The 20,115-nt window shown below is 54.4% G+C and carries 22 protein-coding genes and 1 pseudogene; 14 read left to right on the forward strand and 9 right to left on the reverse strand.

Translation table 11 applies throughout. From position 1 onward, the window contains the following. The first annotated feature begins 10 nt into the window (after positions 1–10). Genes AC2FI7_RS20205 through AC2FI7_RS20215 form a run of 3 tightly spaced genes read left to right on the forward strand, consistent with a single transcriptional unit; the run spans position 11 to position 2,519 of the window. A complete protein-coding gene (locus AC2FI7_RS20205; protein ID WP_010442394.1) occupies positions 11–1,135 on the forward strand; it encodes a cobalamin-independent methionine synthase II family protein in 1,125 nt (374 codons plus the stop codon). After that, positions 1,132–1,827 carry an alpha/beta fold hydrolase gene (locus AC2FI7_RS20210; RefSeq protein ID WP_010442395.1) on the forward strand — a complete coding sequence of 232 codons (696 nt, stop codon included), beginning with the start codon at positions 1,132–1,134 and terminating at the stop codon, positions 1,825–1,827. The genes AC2FI7_RS20205 and AC2FI7_RS20210 overlap by 4 nt, the downstream gene beginning before the upstream one ends. After that, a complete protein-coding gene (locus tag AC2FI7_RS20215) occupies positions 1,824–2,519 on the forward strand; it encodes an RraA family protein (RefSeq protein WP_010442396.1) in 696 nt (231 codons plus the stop codon). The genes AC2FI7_RS20210 and AC2FI7_RS20215 overlap by 4 nt, the downstream gene beginning before the upstream one ends. A 20-nt stretch (positions 2,520–2,539) precedes the next feature. Here AC2FI7_RS20215 and AC2FI7_RS20220 read toward each other — a convergent pair whose 3' ends face one another. Further along, complete coding sequence (locus AC2FI7_RS20220) at positions 2,540–2,779, reverse strand: hypothetical protein (protein WP_010442397.1); 240 nt, start codon at positions 2,777–2,779, stop codon at positions 2,540–2,542. 288 nt (positions 2,780–3,067) lie between these two features. On the opposite strand from AC2FI7_RS20220, the gene nhaC reads away from it, so the two are divergent. The 3 genes from nhaC (at position 3,068) to AC2FI7_RS20235 (ending at position 6,033) form a co-directional block, all read left to right on the forward strand. Beyond that, positions 3,068–4,540 carry a Na+/H+ antiporter NhaC gene (nhaC, locus tag AC2FI7_RS20225; RefSeq protein WP_496833585.1) on the forward strand — a complete coding sequence of 491 codons (1,473 nt, stop codon included), beginning with the start codon at positions 3,068–3,070 and terminating at the stop codon, positions 4,538–4,540. Between the two features lie 72 nt (positions 4,541–4,612). After that, entirely contained in the window at positions 4,613–5,629 is a 1,017-nt protein-coding gene (locus AC2FI7_RS20230; protein WP_010442399.1) for a GlxA family transcriptional regulator, read from the forward strand. A gap of 269 nt (positions 5,630–5,898) precedes the next feature. Then, positions 5,899–6,033 (forward strand): hypothetical protein, encoded by a 135-nt coding sequence (locus AC2FI7_RS20235; RefSeq protein WP_259462657.1) that lies wholly within the window; start codon positions 5,899–5,901, stop codon positions 6,031–6,033. A gap of 1 nt (position 6,034) precedes the next feature. On the opposite strand, the gene AC2FI7_RS20240 is transcribed toward AC2FI7_RS20235, so the two are convergent. Further along, positions 6,035–7,234 (reverse strand): ROK family transcriptional regulator, encoded by a 1,200-nt coding sequence (locus AC2FI7_RS20240; protein WP_010442401.1) that lies wholly within the window; start codon positions 7,232–7,234, stop codon positions 6,035–6,037. Positions 7,235–7,419: 185 nt separating this feature from the next. Between AC2FI7_RS20240 and AC2FI7_RS20245 the strand changes: the two genes are divergently transcribed. The 5 genes from AC2FI7_RS20245 to fsa all read left to right on the forward strand — a co-directional run bounded on the left by AC2FI7_RS20245 (position 7,420) and on the right by fsa (position 11,828). Continuing rightward, positions 7,420–8,439 (forward strand): sugar ABC transporter substrate-binding protein, encoded by a 1,020-nt coding sequence (locus AC2FI7_RS20245; protein WP_029622083.1) that lies wholly within the window; start codon positions 7,420–7,422, stop codon positions 8,437–8,439. Positions 8,440–8,556: 117 nt separating this feature from the next. Then, on the forward strand, positions 8,557–9,627 hold the full coding sequence (locus AC2FI7_RS20250) for an ABC transporter permease (protein WP_010442403.1): 1,071 nt from the start codon (positions 8,557–8,559) through the stop codon (positions 9,625–9,627). After that, on the forward strand, positions 9,627–10,409 hold the full coding sequence (locus tag AC2FI7_RS20255; protein WP_010442404.1) for an ATP-binding cassette domain-containing protein: 783 nt from the start codon (positions 9,627–9,629) through the stop codon (positions 10,407–10,409). Before AC2FI7_RS20250 ends, AC2FI7_RS20255 begins: the two co-directional genes overlap by 1 nt. Beyond that, positions 10,406–11,077, forward strand: coding sequence for a nucleoside/nucleotide kinase family protein (locus AC2FI7_RS20260; RefSeq protein WP_496816655.1), 672 nt, complete (start codon positions 10,406–10,408; stop codon positions 11,075–11,077). The genes AC2FI7_RS20255 and AC2FI7_RS20260 overlap by 4 nt, the downstream gene beginning before the upstream one ends. A 97-nt stretch (positions 11,078–11,174) precedes the next feature. Beyond that, on the forward strand, positions 11,175–11,828 hold the full coding sequence (gene fsa, locus AC2FI7_RS20265; protein WP_010442406.1) for a fructose-6-phosphate aldolase: 654 nt from the start codon (positions 11,175–11,177) through the stop codon (positions 11,826–11,828). Positions 11,829–12,318: 490 nt separating this feature from the next. On the opposite strand, the gene AC2FI7_RS20270 is transcribed toward fsa, so the two are convergent. From AC2FI7_RS20270 to AC2FI7_RS20295, 6 genes and pseudogenes are all read right to left on the reverse strand, one after another. Next, complete coding sequence (locus AC2FI7_RS20270) at positions 12,319–12,462, reverse strand: hypothetical protein (RefSeq protein WP_010442407.1); 144 nt, start codon at positions 12,460–12,462, stop codon at positions 12,319–12,321. Positions 12,463–12,477: 15 nt separating this feature from the next. After that, a complete protein-coding gene (locus AC2FI7_RS20275; protein ID WP_010442408.1) occupies positions 12,478–13,374 on the reverse strand; it encodes an AGE family epimerase/isomerase in 897 nt (298 codons plus the stop codon). Positions 13,375–13,379: 5 nt separating this feature from the next. Then, a complete protein-coding gene (locus AC2FI7_RS20280; protein WP_496833587.1) occupies positions 13,380–13,517 on the reverse strand; it encodes a hypothetical protein in 138 nt (45 codons plus the stop codon). Between the two features lie 44 nt (positions 13,518–13,561). Continuing rightward, positions 13,562–13,723 (reverse strand): annotated as a pseudogene (locus tag AC2FI7_RS20285) (SAM domain-containing protein); the annotation flags it as partial. A gap of 503 nt (positions 13,724–14,226) precedes the next feature. Continuing rightward, a complete protein-coding gene (locus tag AC2FI7_RS20290; protein WP_010442411.1) occupies positions 14,227–14,868 on the reverse strand; it encodes an NAD(P)-dependent oxidoreductase in 642 nt (213 codons plus the stop codon). 12 nt (positions 14,869–14,880) lie between these two features. After that, on the reverse strand, positions 14,881–15,768 hold the full coding sequence (locus AC2FI7_RS20295; protein WP_010442412.1) for an EamA family transporter: 888 nt from the start codon (positions 15,766–15,768) through the stop codon (positions 14,881–14,883). Positions 15,769–15,845: 77 nt separating this feature from the next. On the opposite strand from AC2FI7_RS20295, the gene AC2FI7_RS20300 reads away from it, so the two are divergent. Beyond that, complete coding sequence (locus AC2FI7_RS20300) at positions 15,846–16,355, forward strand: MarR family winged helix-turn-helix transcriptional regulator (RefSeq protein WP_010442413.1); 510 nt, start codon at positions 15,846–15,848, stop codon at positions 16,353–16,355. Positions 16,356–16,517: 162 nt separating this feature from the next. On the opposite strand, the gene AC2FI7_RS20305 is transcribed toward AC2FI7_RS20300, so the two are convergent. Next, the gene (locus tag AC2FI7_RS20305; RefSeq protein ID WP_496816659.1) at positions 16,518–17,504 is read right to left on the reverse strand and encodes an aldo/keto reductase; all 987 of its coding nucleotides are present in this window, start codon (positions 17,502–17,504) and stop codon (positions 16,518–16,520) included. An 81-nt stretch (positions 17,505–17,585) separates the two neighbouring features. On the opposite strand from AC2FI7_RS20305, the gene AC2FI7_RS20310 reads away from it, so the two are divergent. Further along, on the forward strand, positions 17,586–18,413 hold the full coding sequence (locus AC2FI7_RS20310) for a LysR family transcriptional regulator (protein ID WP_010442415.1): 828 nt from the start codon (positions 17,586–17,588) through the stop codon (positions 18,411–18,413). A 223-nt stretch (positions 18,414–18,636) separates the two neighbouring features. Next, positions 18,637–19,764, forward strand: coding sequence for a hypothetical protein (locus AC2FI7_RS20315; protein ID WP_496816661.1), 1,128 nt, complete (start codon positions 18,637–18,639; stop codon positions 19,762–19,764). Positions 19,765–20,115 lie beyond the last annotated feature (351 nt).

Genomic DNA, 20,115 nt, shown 5'->3' on the forward strand with positions numbered 1-20,115 from the left:
AGATGAAGACATGACCCGCATTTCAACTACCCATGTGGGAAGCCTGCCGCGCAGTCAGGAGGTCGTGGACTTCATCTTCGCGCGCGAGCGGGAGGAACCGTTCGATCAGGCCGCGTTCGATGCCTGCATGACCGCTGCGGTGTCCGAGACGGTGCGCAAACAAGCCGAGGCCGGGGTTGATATTGTCTCGGACGGTGAGACCTCAAAAATCTCTTATGCCACTTATGTGAAGGATCGCTATACCGGCTTTGATGGGGACAGCCCACGCAACGCGCCGGCGGACCTCAAAATGTTTCCGGGCTTTCTGCAACGATTGGCCGATGACGGCGGAACGCCGCAATATGCGCGGCCCATGTGTGTGGGTGAGGTGCGCTCGAAAGGGCAGGGTGAGCTGCAGAAAGACATAGACAATCTCAAGGCGGCGATGGCCGAACACGAGGTCGAGCGCGGTTTTATGAACGCGGCCAGCCCCGGGGTGATTTCCCTGTTTCTGCAAAATGATTTTTACCCGACGCGCGAGGCGTATCTGGCCGCGCTGGCCGATGCGATGAAGGCAGAGTACGAAACCATCGTCGCTGCTGGTCTGGATCTGCAGCTGGATTGCCCGGATCTCGCCCTGTCGCGACACATGTTGTTCACCGATCTGTCCGACGACGAGTTCGTGAAAATCGCCGATATGCATGTCGAGGCGCTGAACCACGCGTTGCAAAACGTCCCTTCAGAAAAAGTACGTGTCCATATTTGCTGGGGCAATTACGAGGGTCCGCACTGCTGTGACATCGGCATGGACAAGGTATTTTCGACGCTGATGTCCACCAAATCTCGCTATGTTCTGTTCGAAACCTCGAACCCCCGACACGCGCATGAATGGACGGTGTTCCGTGACCGCAAGGATGAGATTCCGGATGACAAGGTTCTGGTGCCCGGTGTAGTCGACACCACGACCAATTTTGTCGAACATCCCGAGGTGGTCGCCCAACGCACCCAACGCTTTGTCGATATTGTCGATGCTGAACGCGTGGTTGCCGGGTCGGATTGCGGCTTTGGCACCTTTGCAGGCTTTGGCGCGGTCGACCCGGATATCGCCTATGCCAAGCTGGGCGCGCTGGCCGAAGGGGCTGCCCTGGTCAAATGACGCCGCTTATCCTCCTGCCCGGAATGATGTGCGATGCGCGGTTGTTCACCCCGCAGGTTAACGCGCTATCAGGCAATTACCCGATCCTGTCCGCGCCCATCGGTGGCTATGACACGATGCAGGCTCTGGCCGCCGAGGTTTTGACCTATGCGCCCGATCGTTTTGCTATGGCGGGGCTCTCGATGGGCGGTATCGTGGCGATGGAAATTCTGCGGCAGGCTCCGGATCGCGTGGCTGGTTTAGCGTTGATGGACACGAACCCACTTGCTGAATTGGACGAGGTCAAGGCCAGACGCGGTCCTCAGATCAATGCCGTCGAACGGGGCAACCTGCGCAAGGTGATGGCCGAAGAGATGAAGCCGAACTACCTGACGGATGGCCCTCGCCGCGCCGCAATTTTGGATTTGTGCATGGATATGGCCATGGATCTTGGGCCGGAGGTTTTCATCAATCAATCCAAAGCCCTGCGTGATCGCCCTGAACAGAGCAATACCCTGCGGGACTTCACCGGCGCAGCGCTGGTTCTCTGTGGGCGCGACGATGCCCTGTGCCCCGTCTCAAGGCATGAGTTGATGCACGATCTGATGCCGCAGAGCCGGTTGGAGATCATCGGAAACGCTGGCCATCTGCCGACTCTGGAACAACCGCAACAAACCACGGCGGCCCTGACCCGCTGGCTGGAGATGATATGAACCAATCCCTGCTGGACCTGCTGAAAAAGGTCGACACGCCAACCGTTTGCAACGCTATCGAAGTGGCTCAGGGCAAGCGCGGTTTCAATGATTTTACCCGGGGCACAATGTTATGCTCTGATCCCGATGCGGGCGCGATGGTGGGATATGCTCGCACCGCGAAGATTGCCGCCGTGAACCCACCGGCCGAGGCACCTGACGTGATCCGCGCGCGTCGTATGGATTACTACCGGCACATGGCCGCAGGCACCGGTCCCGCCGTGACCGTGGTGGAAGACTTGGATTACCCCGACTGCATTGGCGCCTACTGGGGTGAGATCAATACGACTGTCCACAAGGGTTTTGGCATCAGCGGTGCGCTGACCAACGGCGTGATGCGGGACCTCGGCGACCTGCCGGATAAATTTCCGGTGGTTGCCGGGTCTGTCGGGCCAAGCCACGGGTTCGTGCACGTGAAAGAGGTTGGAACGCCGGTTACGATCTTCGGCCTGTCGATCAAGGACGGTGACCTAGTTCATGCCGACCGGCATGGCGCTCTGGTGATCCCGCCCGAGGTGGTGGACGAGCTTGAACGGGCGATCATCAAGCTGCTTGAAACCGAAAAACTGATCCTTGATCCCGCCCGCGCATCAGGGTTCGATTTCGACGCCTTCGAAAAAGCATGGGCGGCGTTCGAAGCCTCGAGGACTTAAACTTGCGATCGGCTCTGGTGCTAAACCTTAGAAGAAGATAACTTATCCGTTCGACAGTTGTTGTCGCATTTGCGGCTGTGGTCATTCTGGTCACTATTGTTCTGCCCGTCGAATATAGCCGTATGCTGTTCGTTCTTGGCCAGTTCGGATATCTGGCACCTCCCGGCGGCGACGCTGGGAATGATCACGTCCGCCTGCACAATTTTGAGATACCCCAGAGTCTTGATCAACGCCTTGCTGTTCCCATCGTCGCGTTTCATGACCAAAGCCCTCCACTCGCCGCTATCCGGGTAAGGCTTGAGTAGCTCGTCGCCTCACTGGGCGCGCGCACGATTTTTCGAAGCAAGGCATACTTCACGAACGCAAGTAATTTGTTTGGCGTGATTGCAATGGTCAGTCTTCAATTCAATCGAAGACGCCGAAGTCCGACGCCCCAATGTCGCAAATTCTAACAAGATGTGCGCTCTGACCGACAGTCTCACAACGCCAAACTTGGTTTCTTCCGCAGATCATCACGGTTCTGGACCATTCCAAAGGAGGAGACCCATATGTCTGGGAATGAAGACAACATACGGCAGCCCGGTTTGGTGCTGGCCCTCGTGCCAATAGTGCTGACCCTGTGTGTGCTTGGGCTGCAACTATTCTATTTCGGTGACTTTACTCCACACATCCCACTGGCATTCGGAATCGCAATTACAGGCATCGTTGGCCTCATGTTGGGTCACAAATGGCCCAATATCGAAGAAGGCGTGTTCCACGTTATCAATATCTCCCTTCCGTCGGTCTCGATACTGATCACAGTGGGGATGATCATCGGAGTGTGGATCGCAAGCGGCACCGTCCCGACGCTGATCTACTATGGTCTCAGGATTTTGTCGCCCGAGCTTTTCCTCGCCGCAGGAATGGTCCTTTGCTCTATTGTCTCTGTTTCATTGGGCACCTCATGGGGAACGACAGGCACCGTCGGATTAGCGCTGATGGGGATTGGAGCCGGGTTCGGCATTCCAATGTACTGGACAGCAGGGGCGGTGGTCTCTGGTGCATTCTTTGGAGACAAGATCTCGCCTTTATCAGATACGACAAACCTGGCACCTGCTGTGACGGGGACTAATCTGTTCGATCACATTCGGAATATGCTTCCAACCACAGTTCCGTCCATGCTGATTGCACTGGTAACTTATTTTGTCGTCGGCTTCACTCTGATCGACACGTCCCAAGTATCGTTTGACCGTATTCACGCGATCACCACCGCGCTGGACGACGCTTTCTGGATTTCGCCGATCATGCTTTTTCCGGCAATTCTAGTCATCGTGCTGGCGGTCATGAAACAACCTCCGATCCCGTCACTTTTCGCAGGCGCCGTTGCGGGCGGCATCATGGCTATCTTCTGTCAGGGGGCTGGACTGCATGAGACGTTCACCTTCGCCAACAGCGGCTATTCGATCGATACTGGAGTTCCGGAGATCGATCCCCTGCTGAACCGCGGCGGTATTCAGTCTATGATGTGGACGATTTCACTGGTGCTGCTGGCTTTGGGGTTTGGCGGAGCGTTTGAACGCGTAGGCTGCCTTCAGGCCATCATCAAAGTTGTCATCTCGAAGGTGAAAACGTTTGCCGGTATTCAAACCTCAGCCATCTTAACCTCTGTCGCGACCAACACCGTCGCAGGTGACCCCTATCTGTCAATTGCACTGCCAGGGCGGATGTATGCACCGGTCTATCGCGCGATGGGCTATTCCCCACTGAACCTATCCCGGGCGGTCGAGGAAGGCGGAACTCTGGTGTCCCCTCTGATCCCTTGGAACGCGGGTGGTGCGTTTGTCATCACGGCGCTTGGCTTGGGTATCGCGGACGGTAACTTCGAAAATCTGCTGTATATTCCGCTTGCATTCGCTTGCTGGCTGTCACCGGTCATCGGTATCTTCTATGCCATGACAGGGCTGTTTTCGCCTAAAGCCAGCGAAAAAGAAATCCGCTCCTGGGAGGAAAGCGGCGAACCTGTTGCACAAATGAGTGCCTAATCTTTCTGCGCCAACACCAAATGAGGTGTTGGTGCCCTTCACCCGCCTCGATCGATACTGGGAGGAGAGCATATGGACCCGAAAAACTTTGTCCCAAAGGGCGCGGCCAGCTATCGCATTGACTATGATGGATCGGCCAAGGAAATCTATTTTCTGCTGCTGCCAAAGCTGACTATGCTGGCCTTCAGCGCCGCAGTGGAACCTCTGAGGATCGCCAACCAGGTTACTAACAAAGAACTGTATAAATGGTTTCTAATCACTGAAGATGGAATTCCGGTTTCTTGCTCGAATGGGGTTGAAATTACGCCGGATTTTGCGTTGCACAACTTGCCGCGATCGTCGCGGCTGTTTGTCTGCTCGGGTATTGAGCCGGCGGAAAGTACAAACCCCAAGGTGCTGTCGTGGATCCGCCGCCAAAGAACCTTTGGATGTAAACTGGGTGGTATTTGCACAGGGGCTTTCGCCCTTGCCAAGGCTGGAGTTCTTTCAGGGAAAAGGTTCACATTACATTGGGAAAACCACCCTGCTTTTGTCGAACATTTTGATGACTTGGAGCCATCGTCAAACCTGTATGAGATCGACAATGGGCTTATGACATGTGGCGGCGGAAATGCTGCAACCGACATGATGTTGGACATGATCGAATCCAATTTCGGAAATGACCTCGCGGTCATTGTTTCGGACATGTGCATTCACTTTCGATCCAACAATAGTAAAACGCTCCAGAAATCAGCCTTTTCGGTAGCTTTAGGTAGTCGCAACCAGTACCTGATCAACGCAATGCAGATCATGCAAGAAAACCTGGAAGAGCCGTTAGATATCTCTGAAATAGCAGAAGCCGTGCAGATATCTCGTCGCCAGTTAGAGCGTCTCTTCCAAAAGTATGTCGAAACTTCGCCTGTTCAGTTTTATCTAGAACTGCGCGTTTCGAGGGCTTACGCATTGCTCAGCGAAACCGAGATGGCGGTCGCGGAAATCGCGGCAGCCACAGGCTTTAGCAGCGCTACACAACTTACGGTACGATTCAAGAAACGCTACGGCGAAGCACCAACTTTATTCAGAAGGGGGTGGTCTGAAAGACGTGAATAATTCACGTCTGAACTGGCAGGAATTGAAGCATCTAAACGTGCTCCAGTGCTTTCTCTGCAGGGACCCTGTTGCATGGATCAGAGCTAGGGCGAACTGACCCCAGACCCAACACTTCAGAAAATGCGTTCATGTTCTGCATGACCGAGAGATGTCATGTGGTTCAGCGCTTTTGATGTAATTTTTGCTTCAACTACTTAAGTGGCAAGATCACGCGCTTGCAGGCGACGGGCATGATTGAACTTGTATGGCATCCACGGCAACTCACGAAAATGAAAGCACCAGAGCTAAACTGGGAAGCCGATCCGTTCAACAAGGTCGCGCAGGACAACATTCCAGATGAAGTAATCCTGCGTGATAATGATCCTCGCCGCTGTCTGCCGGATTACCCTTCAGCCATTGGGTAGGCTACATCCCAGAAAGCCCCGCATTGGTATTCAATAGAAACTGGCGGAAGATCGGGCTGCTTGCTGCTCCAATGCCTCGGGCGTTGTCGCCAACTGCTGCAGCTTCTACGACCGGAGGAATCAATCCACGCTTGTCTTGGTTGAGGAGGTAACGACGAACCCGGGCAACTAACTCTTCCCGCACTTCCGATGGGAACGCGCCGTCTATGAAAATCGCCTCAAAGTCGATGACCGCGCAAATAGACAAGGCAGCCTTGGCAAGTTCTTGTGCCGTGGTACCAATCCAAGGCTCGACATATCGCGAAATGCTGCTCCAATCTTGTGGCTTCGTCCAGAGTATTTGGGGATCGACACCGGCTTCGATCAACCTGTCTTCGAGCAGGAACAGTGATGCAGTGTCGATCAACTGCTGGCTTTCGCCTAATGGCCCGGTCGTTCGCATCGCGCCCAAGGCACCTGCATTTCCCTGATTGCCCTCAAACACGGTGCCGTTCAGCGCGACTCCGCCGCCGATCATTGACCCGATGAAGAAATAAAAATAGTCGCGATATTCGGCCCCGCGCCCATAAAGATGCTCGGCGTGACAGGCAGCCGTCGCATCGTTGACCACAAAAACTGGCAGGTCGCTGAACTTGGCGACCTCGGAAAAGAAATTCACGTTTTTCCAAGACCTGAATTTTTTGGCCGCAAGCCCAGACAGGTCGTGCCATTTCCACAGTTCGAAGGGAGTTCCGATTCCAATCCCGCATACACGGTCGCGAAGTTTCTGGGGTTCATGGACCAGAAGTTCCTCCAATCCTTTCTCCAGAAACCCGAACACCGCTTCGGGCAGCGGATAGTCATAAGTCGTCGAGATTTGATGGCGCGGCTTGCCGGTGAAGTCGATCAAAAGAAGATCAGCGCTGCGGCGACCGATCTTCATCCCCACCGACAGGATGCCTTCGGGATTGAGTTCCATCGGGGTCGAAGGTTTCCCCACCTTGCCCCTTAGCGGCGTCCCACGCTTGAGGATCTCGTCCTTTTCGAGCTTACGCAGAATGATCGACACGGTCTGCGGAGACAGGCCTGTGAGCCGCGCGATTTCGGCCCCGGCAGCAGGTCCATGCCGTTGTAAAACCGTCAGAATCAGGCGTTCGTTATGATCACGAACACCGCTTTGGCTTACCCCGCCAGTTAGTATTTTCAACGCTTCTCTTTCCATAGTTTTAACATAAACACCTTGTTTTCTTATGAAAAGATACGTGGGTAAATTAATAAATAAACTTTATTTATTTATTGACACAAGGGCTAGAATCACGGTTTCTTGAGCAGGACCTTCATTGGAGGATGGAGGCGCGTCTTGTCGCTATTCCGCGCGGGGCCACAACAATTTTCTGGGAGGACAAAATGAGAAATCTACTCAAGCTCGCCGCATCCGCGACTGCGCTGACTTTTGCCGCTGCATCCGCGCAAGCGGCTGGTGAAACCGTCTGCCTGATTACTAAGACCGACACCAACCCCTTTTTCGTCAAGATGAAGGAAGGCGCAACCGCCAAGGCAGAAGAGCTGGGCATGACGCTCAAGGCGTTTGCCGGCAAGGTTGATGGCGACCATGAAACTCAGGTCCAGGCCATTGAAACCTGCATCCTCGATGGCGCAAAAGGGATTCTACTGACGGCATCTGACACCAGCTCGATCGTTCCTGCGGTCAAACAGGCGCGGGATGCGGGGGTTTTGGTCATTGCGCTGGATACACCGCTTAGCCCGATTGACTCAGCAGACGCGACATTCGCGACGGACAACTACAAGGCCGGTTTGCTGATCGGTCAATGGGCCAAGGCCAAAATGGGCGACGCCGCGGCCGATGCCAAGATCGCGACACTGGATCTGAATGTCAGCCAGCCGACAGTGGACGTTCTGCGCAATCAGGGCTTCCTCGACGGGTTTGGCGTGGACTTGGCGGACCCGAATGTCATCGGTGACGAAACCGATGCGCGTCTGGTCGGCAGTGACGTGACCGACGGCAACGAAGAAGGCGGTCGCCGAGCGATGGAAAACCTTCTGGCCAAGGATTCATCGATCAACGTTGTTCACACGATCAACGAACCGGCTGCTGCGGGTGCATATGAGGCACTGAAATCCATCGGGCGTGAAAACGACGTGCTGATCGTGTCGGTCGACGGCGGGTGCCCCGGTGTCCAAAACGTAGAAGCCGGTGTGATCGGGGCGACAAGCCAGCAGTACCCGCTGTTGATGGCCTCGCTTGGTGTTGAGGCCGTAAAAAAATGGGCCGAAGAGGGCGTGAAGCCCGAAAACACACCCGGCAAAGACTTCTATGACACGGGCGTCGCGCTCATCACCGACCAGCCGGTTGATGGGGTCGAGTCGCTGTCGGTCGCAGAAGGCCTGGATCTCTGCTGGGGCTAAAGACAGCCATATTGGGTGAGGCGCGCCACAGCGCCTCATCAATCCTTTCACCAGCAAACCGAAACTTCCTGTACACTGATTTCGTGGGCGCGATGCCAGCCACGAAAAGGGGGAGATATGTCTGAAGCAAACCAAAACACTCAGGAATTCGAAACCGCCGCCAGCGCTTCAGAAGCCGTGGCGGAGTTTGAAGATAACCGGCGTGGTGTTCTGGGGAAGTTGCAGCATCTTCTTCACGTCAATCCATCCTTTGTACCATTGATCGTTCTGGTTGGCGCGATCGTGATTTTCGGCCTGCTGCTGGGGTCCAAATTCTTCTCACCCTTTGCGATGACGCTGATCCTGCAGCAGGTCCAGATTGTGGGCATCGTGGCCGCGGCACAAAGCCTTGTCATTCTAACCGCCGGCATCGACCTGAGCGTCGGTGCAATCATGGTGTTTTCATCCGTCATTATGGGTCAGTTCACCTTCCGCTACGGCATCCCCGTGCCCATTGCGGTGATGTGCGGGCTGGCAATGGGAACGCTAATCGGGGCTCTCAATGGCTGGCTGGTTAGTCGCGTAAAGCTGCCGCCCTTTATTGTTACGCTCGGCATGTGGCAGATCGTTCTGGCGACAAACTTCCTGTATTCCGCAAACGAAACAATTCGCAGTCAGGATATCGAGGCCAACGCCCCGTTCCTGCAATTCTTTGGCACAAAATTCAGCATCGGTGGCGCGACTTTCACGGTTGGCGTGATCTTCATGCTCGTTCTGATATTCGTGCTGGCTTATGCGCTCAAACACACGGCCTGGGGCCGGCATGTCTACGCGGTGGGGGACGACCCCGAGGCGGCCGAGCTATCCGGTGTGAACGTCCACAAAACATTGATGTCCGTCTACATGCTGTCCGGTTTGATCTGTGCTTTTGCGGGCTGGGCTTTGATCGGGCGCATCGGATCGGTCTCGCCGACCTCCGGCCAATTGGCCAATATTGAGAGCATTACCGCTGTTGTGATCGGGGGTATCTCGCTGTTTGGCGGGCGAGGCTCCATTCTGGGATCGTTGTTCGGAGCACTGATTGTCGGCGTCTTTACTCTGGGGCTCAGGCTTCTGGGCGCGGACGCACAGTGGACCTTCCTGCTTATCGGACTTCTCATCATCGCAGCGGTCGCAGTCGACCAGTGGATCAGAAAGGTATCGGGCTAATGTCAGACACAACTCCAGTCGTCCAGGGCCGCGGGATCGTGAAACGCTATGGCCACGTCACCGCCATCGACCATTCTGACTTTGAACTGCGCCAGGGGGAAATCCTTGCGGTTATTGGCGACAACGGCGCAGGCAAGTCGTCCATCGTCAAGGCGATTTGCGGCGCCACTATCCCAGACGAGGGCGAGATTCTGATCGAAGGGGAAAAGGTCAACTTCTCTTCTCCGATCGACGCCCGAAATATGGGGATTGAGATTGTCTATCAGCAGCTCGCCATGTCGCCTGCTCTGTCGATAGCCGACAACATGTTCATGGGGCGCGAGATCCGCAAACAAGGGTTCATGGGCAAATACATGCGTCAGCTTGACCGTCCAGCCATGGAGAAGTTCGCCCGTGAAAAACTGACCGAGCTTGGGCTGATGACAGTGCAGTCGATCAATCAGGCGGTCGAAACTCTCTCTGGCGGCCAGCGCCAAGGCGTAGCCGTTGCGCGTGCTGCCGCCTTTGCGACGAAGTTCATCATCATGGACGAACCCACGGCTGCTTTGGGGGTCAAGGAAAGCCGCAAAGTGCTTGAGCTTATCCAAGACGTGCGGGCACGCGGTATTCCGATCATTCTGATCAGCCACAACATGCCGCATGTTTTTGAGGTTGCTGACCGCATTCATGTGCATCGGCTGGGCAAAAGGCTCTGCACCATTGATCCCAAGGATTACACGATGTCCGACGCGGTGGCCTTCATGACCGGCGCCAAGGAACCCCCAAAAGAGGACGCCGCGTGATCGATCAGGATGCAAAGCGCGTTTGTGACCTGATTACCTCCCGGAGGCAGGTTGGGGTTCGGTCGATTGTCGCAATCGCCGGCCCCCCTGCATCCGGAAAGTCGACTTTGGCAGAAAACGTGGTGCAATCGCTGAACGCGCAACAAAGCTCTGCGGTTCCTTTAGCCACGCTGGTGCCCATGGACGGTTATCATCTGGACAATCGCGTGCTGGAAACGCGAGGCTTGCTGTCCCGAAAGGGCGCGCCGGAAACCTTCGATGCAGTTGGGTTCTGCTCTGCAATCAGAGGGCTGCAATCCGCGCAGCATGAGTCCTTTCATCCTAAATTTGACCGCCAAATGGACCTGGCCATTGCGAATGCGATTGCCGTTCACCCGGAAACTCAGACTGTAGTCGTAGAAGGGAACTACCTTTTGATGAATAGCGACCCGTGGAGGACGTTGGCAGATGTGTACGCCGTAACGGTTTTTGTCAGCTCCACATTGGAGGAACTTGAAAACCGATTACAGCATCGCTGGATCAAGCATGGCTTTGACCCGCAAACCGCGCTGCAACGCGCAAAAACGAACGATCTGCCGAACGCGGAACACGTCATCCGTGATAGCAGGAAAGCGGATCTCACACTGCATCAGAATTACACCGAATTCGGGATGCGCTACGCGTTCTGACCCTGCGAAACGAAAGCTGAAACGATCCGTTGATGCAAACGCCTCTGGGCGATTTCAAATGCAATCAAAATCACCCTATACACGATGAGGAAAGCTCATGAAATTCTTCGTGGACACTGCAGAAGTAAACGACATAAAAGATCTGATAAACTTTGGATTGTTGGATGGCGTTACTACCAATCCAAGCCTGATAGCCAAGTCCGGCCGGGATTTCAAAGAAGTCGTTGCCGAACTTTGTACACTGACGGATACGCCCGTGTCGGCAGAAGTTGCAGCATTGGACACAGCTGGCATGATTGCAGAGGGAGAGCACCTTGCCGCGATTGCCGACAACGTCGTCGTCAAACTGCCTTTGACACTAGATGGCCTCAGAGCCTGTGCACATTTCAAAAGAGAAGGCATCAAAACAAACGTCACACTCTGCTTTTCACCCAATCAAGCGCTTTTAGCGGCGAAAGTCGGAGCGACCTATGTATCTCCTTTCATTGGCAGATTGGACGACATTAATCTGGACGGAGCCGATCTGATCCGTGATATCCGTACCATTTACGAAAACTATGGTATTGAAACGGAAATCATTGCTGCATCCGTCAGAAGCCCCAATCATATTACAGAGGTGGCATTGGCCGGATCAGACATAGCCACAATCCCTCCGTCCGTTATCCGCAAATTGGTCATGCATCCATTGACCGATACCGGCATCGAGAAGTTTCTCAATGATTGGAACTCGACTGGGCAATCGATCCTTTGATGGATTGCCATTTTGTCTGGGAGGGAACGGCCTGTACCAAATGTTTTACAGCTGAGCGGCGAGGCTGCGCTTTGAGGAAGTAAACGCTAAAGGAGAGTCTTTCGGCATTGTCAAGCAGGTCAATCTTAGTGGGAATTTGTCGGAACTCCTCTTAATGGCGGCATGAACACTACGGCCCAAAGCAGACATCCGCTTCGTCGTCAGCGCCGCTGTGCAGCTTCACCAGTTCGGCCATTCACTGCAGTTTCAGAAACTAATTGTAGACGAACCTGACATTCACCTAACTTGTGTGGTCGACTTTTGAGTGCGCGCGTGGGCTAGAGAGGCATCATCCTCGACAGGCGTCAAGATAGCGGAAACAAGCAGGCTTGCAGCGAGTGGTAAATGTTGGGGTTCCCATCAAAGATGGATGTCACGACATTCCCATTCTCAGCCACCGCTGGAAACCAACCGCCATGTTATGATTCAAGAACGTAGCACTCGCATAGGTCTAGCGCTTCCGGTACCAGATCTCGTCTTCCGGCATTTTGTCCAGAGTAATCAGCGCGGCGACTGCTCCAATTGCTTCGGCGATCGACCACCAAAACCGGGAGCCGTTGGCAGCCTGGCCATCAAAGTCCAGCGGGTAGGCCAATCCACCTCCGGGTAATCAGGCATCATTCAATGCCTGTTCAATCAAGTGGCGCGCTGTGCCGGGCGCATTGGCTTCCGGCCGAACCGACAAGTCCCAATGCTGAAGCTGAAGCCGACCGAGTTCAAGCGAATGAACAGGAGCCGTTCCGGCAGGCCTGAACATCGGATTACCCGCATAGTTATGATCAATCTGCCATTCAGACGTGTAATGCTCAGGCAACCGCCGGTTTTCCCCAGCCGCGATCTTGTTGATGAAGAAGTCCAAAATGCGACCGGCTCGGGAGAGGTAAAATTCATCTCCGAACGCCTCATAGGCAGACAACATCGCTTCAACACCATGCATATTCGCATTCATTCCACGATAGGTGGAAATAGGTGTCCAATCCCTATTCCACTCGTCGCAGTACAATCCCGCTTCTTTATCCCAGAAATGCTGGTCCAAGACCTCGCGGGCATCCGCCATCAGGCGGCCAGCCTCCGGGTGACCCGCCAGCTTCGCGCTTGCAGAGGCAAGAAGAACGAGGACATGTCCGTAGGCGAGCTTGCGATCATCCTTGATCTGATCACCCTCCAGCGCCCAGAAATATCCGCCATAGTCACGATCTCTGTGGTGGCGTTCGAGATATGTCATGCCATGATCAATGATCTGATCAGCACCCTGAAAACCTGCAAGATGTCTCAAAGCATATGAATGGAACATACGCGCGGTCGTGTGCAATTCCTGAAACTCACCGGGCTGTGAGCTGCCATCGTGACCAAGAATGAAGAGCCCAAGCCCGTTTCGGCAACTGGCGCTGAAGAACTCAAACTGTCGCATGGCCTGATCCATCAACCAGTTACGGTGATTGAAGGTTTCAAGCCAAAACCCCGGTTCGGAATGCGCGCCGGGTGGCAGAGGTTGGTCTTTGATCATCTCTTTCATCCCGCAAGAGGAGTAATGTAGCGCGCCCCGCGCCCCGACAACAACGCTCGCGTCGCGTGCAGAATTGCGTTCGCGCCAATTCCATGCAGATGATAGGTGTCTTCAACCGTACCAGCCTGTCCAAAGTGTTCCACCCCAAGGGATTCTGCTCCTTCAGCCCACCACTAAGACGTTGGATAACAGCCCAAACCTTGCGTTTTGGAACAATTGGCGAACCCAGCTCTACGAGGTCTTTCTCTGTTAACTCCGGAAGAGTCTCAAAATCGATTTCGACGCCGTCGAAATCCTTTGCGTACTTTTCTAAGCCGAATTCAGCCAGCCAGCTTGCGACATCAGGCATGCACAATTCTCCACGGACTCAGCTTGCCTAAATTTGATATTTTCACAAAGCTTTTTGGAACTGTTTCAAAGTTATTGGGAAGTAAGACACTTTATCCAAGCTCGAGTAGAGTTGCCTTCGGAAGGTGACCCTCCATGGGCTTTGGTCCAACAATGGTGCTTATCAACGCCAATGCAGTTCTAGCCATCAATCCCGGCCGGAATATTGCCTTTGTCACGCAAACACTCTCGCCTGTGGCTTTCTATTACCCGTTTCCCGCGATCTATCTAACGGCCCAAAGGAAACATCGATCAATCTGAGCAACTCTGCAGTTCAGTTTCCTGAAAACGAATGTTTAAACCTGAGAGTGGCATTCAGGTCAGGCGCAGGACTGCATCGCGTAAGAAACTGCGTCGGCCCTGCAGCGATCAATGTCTTGAGTCGGCGGACTGCTCCCTTTAGGAAACGCCCTGCCTGCTAGCCGGCTGGCTGGACGCCCTTTCCATAGCGCTCTGAGACGAGTGTTAGTAACCGACCGTAAACGCAGCACGCGGGAACTTGGCTGATTGTGCCTCATCTACCAGCGCAACAGCAAAATCTTCCATCGATATCTCTGATTTGCCAGCTTCATCAACGAGCAGCGTGTCCGTACCGGTTCTGAACGCGCCTAGGCGTTGACCGGGCTGCAAGAGTGCCGACGGGCTGGCATAGGTCCAGTTCGCCGATGTTTCAGTGGCGCAGAGTTCCCATTGCGCCATCGATGCGCGGGCAATCGGAACGATGTTTTCAGGTAAAAAATCGGGGTCTGACAAAACCGTATGTGGACTTCCGTTTGGAAGATGGAGTCGCGCGGCGCCGCCAACGATGATCACCCGAAGGCCCGTGCGTGACGCAGCATTGAGGATCGAACGTGTCAGAGCGACAATCTCGCCTTCGCGCCCGGGCGGAGAGCGCAACGCGCTGATCGCCATTTCCTGCGATACCATGGCGGTGGCGAGGGCTGCGGGGTCTGTCGCATCCGCGATGACTGGCCTGATGCCTTCCGGCAACTTGGCAAACGCTGCCTCGTTTCGGACAGCTGCTGTTACGTCATGCCCGCGTGCGAGCGCTTCTGTTACGACGCGAGAACCGACATCACCGGTGGCACCAAATACTATGAGTTTCATGGAAGTTTTCCTTTATACTGGATTACGGATGGGATGTTTCGGAAGGTTGGGCGAGTGGACGCGCCCCGCCCTTTGTCCAAGCCAAATTGCGGCAAAAACAAGCGCGGCCCCAGTGATCTGCATCTGTGTCAGCGCCTGACCCAGCAATGCCCAGCCGATCAGGACGGCGGAAAGCGGGCTCAGAAAACCAAGTACGGAGACGGCATCTGGCTCTATCCGAGAGATGCCGCGGAACCACAGGATATAGGTGAGCGCAGCCCCGATGAGAGCAAGGTAAAAGATGCCGGAGAGGTTTCGTGCATCCAGTGGAGGAAGAGGCGGCTCGATGAAGACGGCCAGAAGCACCAGCAACAGACCGCCAGCGGTCAGTTGCCACGCGGTGAAGGTAAGTAGCGACACGGGAGGCTGCCATTTCCGGGTCAGGACTGTACCTGCGGCCATTGAGGCCGCTCCGCAAATCCCGGCTATCAAACCGATTGGATCAAGCGATATGCCGGACCCCAAGACGAGCAGTCCAACACCTAGGATGCCGATCAAGGCGGCCAGCGCCGACGCTGCTCGGATTGCGGTCCCGAGCAGCGGTGCGGCAAGGAATACGACGATCAGCGGCTGAACAGCACCGACGGTAGCCGCGACTCCCCCCGGTAACCGGTAGGCTGCGATAAAAAGAAAGACCCAGAAAAGCGTGAAGTTCAGCGCGCCAAGAATAAAGATGCGCAGCCACCAATTACCTTTCGGCAATCGAGGAGCCAAAACAAGCAGCAGCAGGCCAGCAGGCAGAGCGCGCAGGGCGGCCATCGTCACCGGATACCCGGCAGGAAGAAACTCCGTCGTCACATAGTAGGTGCTGCCCCATACCAATGGCGCAATGGCTGTGATTCCAATGTCGAGATGTCTCATCGCAGATCTCCATTATCTTGACGTCAAGATATACTGCTTTATCTTGACGTCAAGATATAATCCCGCAATATGTATGCATGGACCACGTAGACCGCATCATTGCTCAATGGAACAAGGCCCGGCCCGACCTTGATGTCGGACCGATGGAAATCATCGGCCGGCTATCTCGTATGGCTACCAAGCTCCGAAGTGAAATGGATAAAACCTGGAAGGCACATGGGTTAAACGCCGCCAGCTTTGATGTCCTGGCGACCCTGCGCAGATCGGGTAAACCTGATGGCTTATCCCCTGGCGAGTTGCTGGACCTGACCATGGTGACCTCTGGAACAATGACCAATCGTATCGACCAACTCGTCAAACGCGGCCTTGTCGAGCGAGTGCCAAACCCCGAAGACAAGCGCGGGTTTCTGATCCGCTTGACCGAGACCGGTTTTGCGACAATCGAGGATGCCGTTGGCGATCATGTCGAAACACAGCATCACCTTTTGCGGGGGCTATCTCCGGCGGAAGTCGAAGATTTGAACAAGCTATTAAAGACGCTGGACGAAAGAATGAACTCAGATAGTGGGACGAATTCACGCGAATGATCGTATCTCTGGGTGCAACACATAACCGCGACCTGTTGGCCTTATGTCGCTCCGATGCGGACGGCCCTAAGCAGACCTTGAACAGAAATCTGAAATGCCGCGTTAGCAGCCCGCGTTGCCGACTTTCGCGGCAAGCGCACAGATTTGATACAGTTCTTAAAGTTACCTGGGGCGGTCTGGCTCGTTGGGATTGCGCGAAATCAAGCTTTCTATTTCGTTCATTGCTTCAACTGGCAAGGCACCAAAGGTCAGTGCTCCCGAAATGCCTTCAATTTGTTCTTCTGTCCGAGCGCCCGGAATCGGTACGTATGTTTCAGATTGGCCCCATATCCACCCGAGAGCCCCTTGCACAAGCGTTCGGCCATTGGTGATCAGCAGATCCCGAACCGCTTCGAGTTTTTGCATGAAATCAGGGTTTACCCTTCCATCCGAATAGTACTCCATCCAGCTTTCACCGGATGCGCGCACGTCGTTTGGTGCCATGACACTGTTCCGATTGTACTTGCCCGAGAGCAACCCCATCGCAAGAGGTGAGCGTATTAGGGATAATAGCCCTTCCTTTTGGACAACCTGTTGCATGCGGGGCGCATCGAAAAAGACGTTCAACACGTATTCCACCGCCTCAAAACCATCACGTGTTGAGGTCGCTCGGGCACTCTCGGAATGGTCAGTGCTCCAACCATAGGCGCGCAACTTGCCAGCCTCTTTAAGCCGGTCCAGTTCGTCAAACACCGCCTCCGCCTGGGCAATTGGCATATCGTTCACATGCAACAGCAAGAGATCGATCCGATCCCGTTCCAGCCGCGACAGGCACCCATCTACGGCGGGGCCCACCTGATCCGGGGTGAAGGGGTCAAACGAAATCTGCCTGCTTGCCTCATCGATCCCAACCCCGATCTTTGTGACAATCAGGGCGTCGGGCCGGTGCCTTAACGCTTTGCCTAACAAACGTTCAGAATGCCCCGCGCCATAGGCGGCAGCGGTGTCAAAAAGTGTGATTCCACCATCCAGTGCGGCGTGGATCGCACGTATAGAGGTTTCGTCGTCCGATCGGGTGTAACCCAGCGACTGTTCGCCCCAATACATCTTGCCGCCGATCGGCCAGCATCCCATACCAAGGGGTGAGATTTTGGTGTCGAGAAAGTTCATCTGTGGCCCTCTTGACTGATCCTCCAGAAATAAAGCCGCGACTCTCTTTTCATCAATAACACAGAATGCAATCTTCATTTCATGGATGAAGGTAACTTTGACTGGGACAACTTGCGGCTTTTCCTTGCGGTTGCCAGAGCGGGCGGGCTTGGACCAGCCGCTGAACAGACCGGCAAGAGCGCACCCACCCTGGGTCGGCGCATGATCGAGCTTGAGCGCAATCTGGGAAGCGAACTGTTTCACCGCAAACCGCGAGGGTATGACCTGACCGAAGACGGGCAAGCGCTTTTGAGGAAGGTCGAAGGAATCGAAGCGCGTGTCATACCTGTCACGGAAAGCAGCCTTGCCACCGCGCCACCTTTGGTCAAAATCTCGGCCGGGAGTTGGGTGACAAAGGTTTTGATCGGCGCGGTCGGAAGGCTTACCCGTTCAATGCCGGTTCGGCTGCGATTCATCTCGTCAGAAGAGGTGTTAAAGATCGGACACCGGGAAGCCGCGATCGGCATTCGAAACCGCCGACCAGAAGAGATTGGCCTGGCGGGTCGCAAGATTGGGCGAGTTCGTTTTGCGGTCTATGCTGCGGATGAGAGCATTTCGACCTGGGCGCGCGTGATGTCCAAAACACCCTCGTCCAGATGGCTGCGGGCGCACGCGCAAGAGGACGACGCAATCGAAGTGACGGCGCCGCAAAATGCGCTTGAGCTTGCAAATGCAGGTCTTGCCCGGGCGGTTCTGCCAACTTTCATTGGAAACACCCAGCCGGGCCTGAAACCGGTCTCACCTTTGATTGACGATCTGGAACATGATCAGTGGCTGGTCACCCATCATGAAGATCGGTTTCTTGCAGAGGTGCGGCATGTCATAGATCGCACCCATGCAGTGATGTCGGAAGCTTGTGAAAACGGATGAACAGATGCTGCAAATGCCTATTCACCCAACCGTTCCATCAACCAAGCACACCCGCATCAGCCCTAAGTGTCGTAAGGGCGAAGTTGTTAATCTTCGGTTAAAAATAACAACTCTGGGAAGCCGGAAAACTGCCGTAATCTGAACTCATTCCACCGACAATCTTGGTTAATCCGGTGGCAATAGCGCTTTGGTTTAGATGATGAGAGCGAGAAGGAATTTTGTTTTGTTGAACTTTCTGAGAGTAAGCGTTTCCGCACTCGCGTTATCTGCTTTCGTAGCCGCACCCATCGCGACCGTTCTCACAGCCGATTACGCCTATGCGAAAAACGGCAACGGAAATGGTGGAGGCAAAGGTGGTGAAAAAGGCGGAAATGGAGGCGGCAAAGGCGGCGACAAGGGCGCTAAGAGTGGGGCGGGCTCAGACAGCAAGCTGAACCGGAAAAGCAGAAAGTCCGCTAACAAAGGTGATAAGTCAAAACGCAGCGGTCGTTTGGGCCGGGCTGTCAAAGAAGATTTTCAAACGCTAGGCCGCAATCTACAGAAGAACGGGATCAAGGGCCTATTCAAAGGTAATAAAACCAAACCGGTAGCAACGAGCGCAAACAAGTCTACTGTTAAGCCAATACAGAAGCCGCAAAGCAAGAAAACAAAAATTGTCGACGATGGCACTCTCGCCCCACGCAATCTTGGCAAACTGGATGGTGCGATTAATTCCAGCATCAATGCAAAGCTCGCGCATATTGCGAACGGTCAGTATGCGAAGGGTACAGGGCCAGTCAGCCTAGCCGCTGGCCTGGCCGTTGCCGACGCGAATTTCAATCATGTCATGGGTGAAGATTACGCTTTAAGCCCAGCAGACGTTAAGGATATTGCTGCAGCTTACGATTACTTGGACACTGCCTCTATGACGCTGGAAGAAGCTGAGAAGGTTCTTGCCGATGAGATGGCAAACCCGGGTGTGACTGACCCTGAAGATTTGGCAGACGCTCAAGCGGTTAAAGATGCGCACGACGCAATATTGAAAGATGATGGGAATGCGATTGAGCGCCCAACCGAGGATCAATTGGCTGCCGCAGAGGCAGTATATGAAGCAGAGGCAAGCCTCCTGGGGAGTTACAAGGGTGACTTTTCTGAAGACGATGTTTTGGCTGCGGAGCAACAAGACCGCGTCCTAGACGCAGTACGATCCTCTAATCCCGACGAAGAAGCAGTAAAAGCTACGCTCGGCGCAACCGATAGCGAAGCTGCCCATGCCGACAGCGAAGACAATGAAGAAGTCATTGATCAAACTGTGGGAGAGGATCAAACCTCCAACGAGGATACCCAAGAAGAACTTGCAAATAATGGCTGAAGAACAGTTGGTGTGCCGTAGAAAGGAATGCACTGGCAAAATTCGCTTCTGACGATAACCATCTGTCACCAGTGTGTGGAAATGAGAGGTGGTGCGAGGGGCTGGCTGAGGGGGTAGAAGCCGGCCCCTCTCCTTAGACTCGAGGGGGTGAGTGGTATTTTTGAACCCAAAATACGGGTTTTGCGAGTTGGACGATATTCCGGGGTTTCCCGTAAAGCCGCAAGTTTGTGCGAAACGGTTTGTTTCCACAGCACGAACTATAAGTTTCTCAATGAATTGTAGGTACTATTTTGCCGTAATGCGATATTCACGATGTGGGCGGCAAGTCTTGATTTTAGCACATTCTAGTTT

It is taken from the genome of Ruegeria sp. YTSA064 (assembly GCF_059610325.1).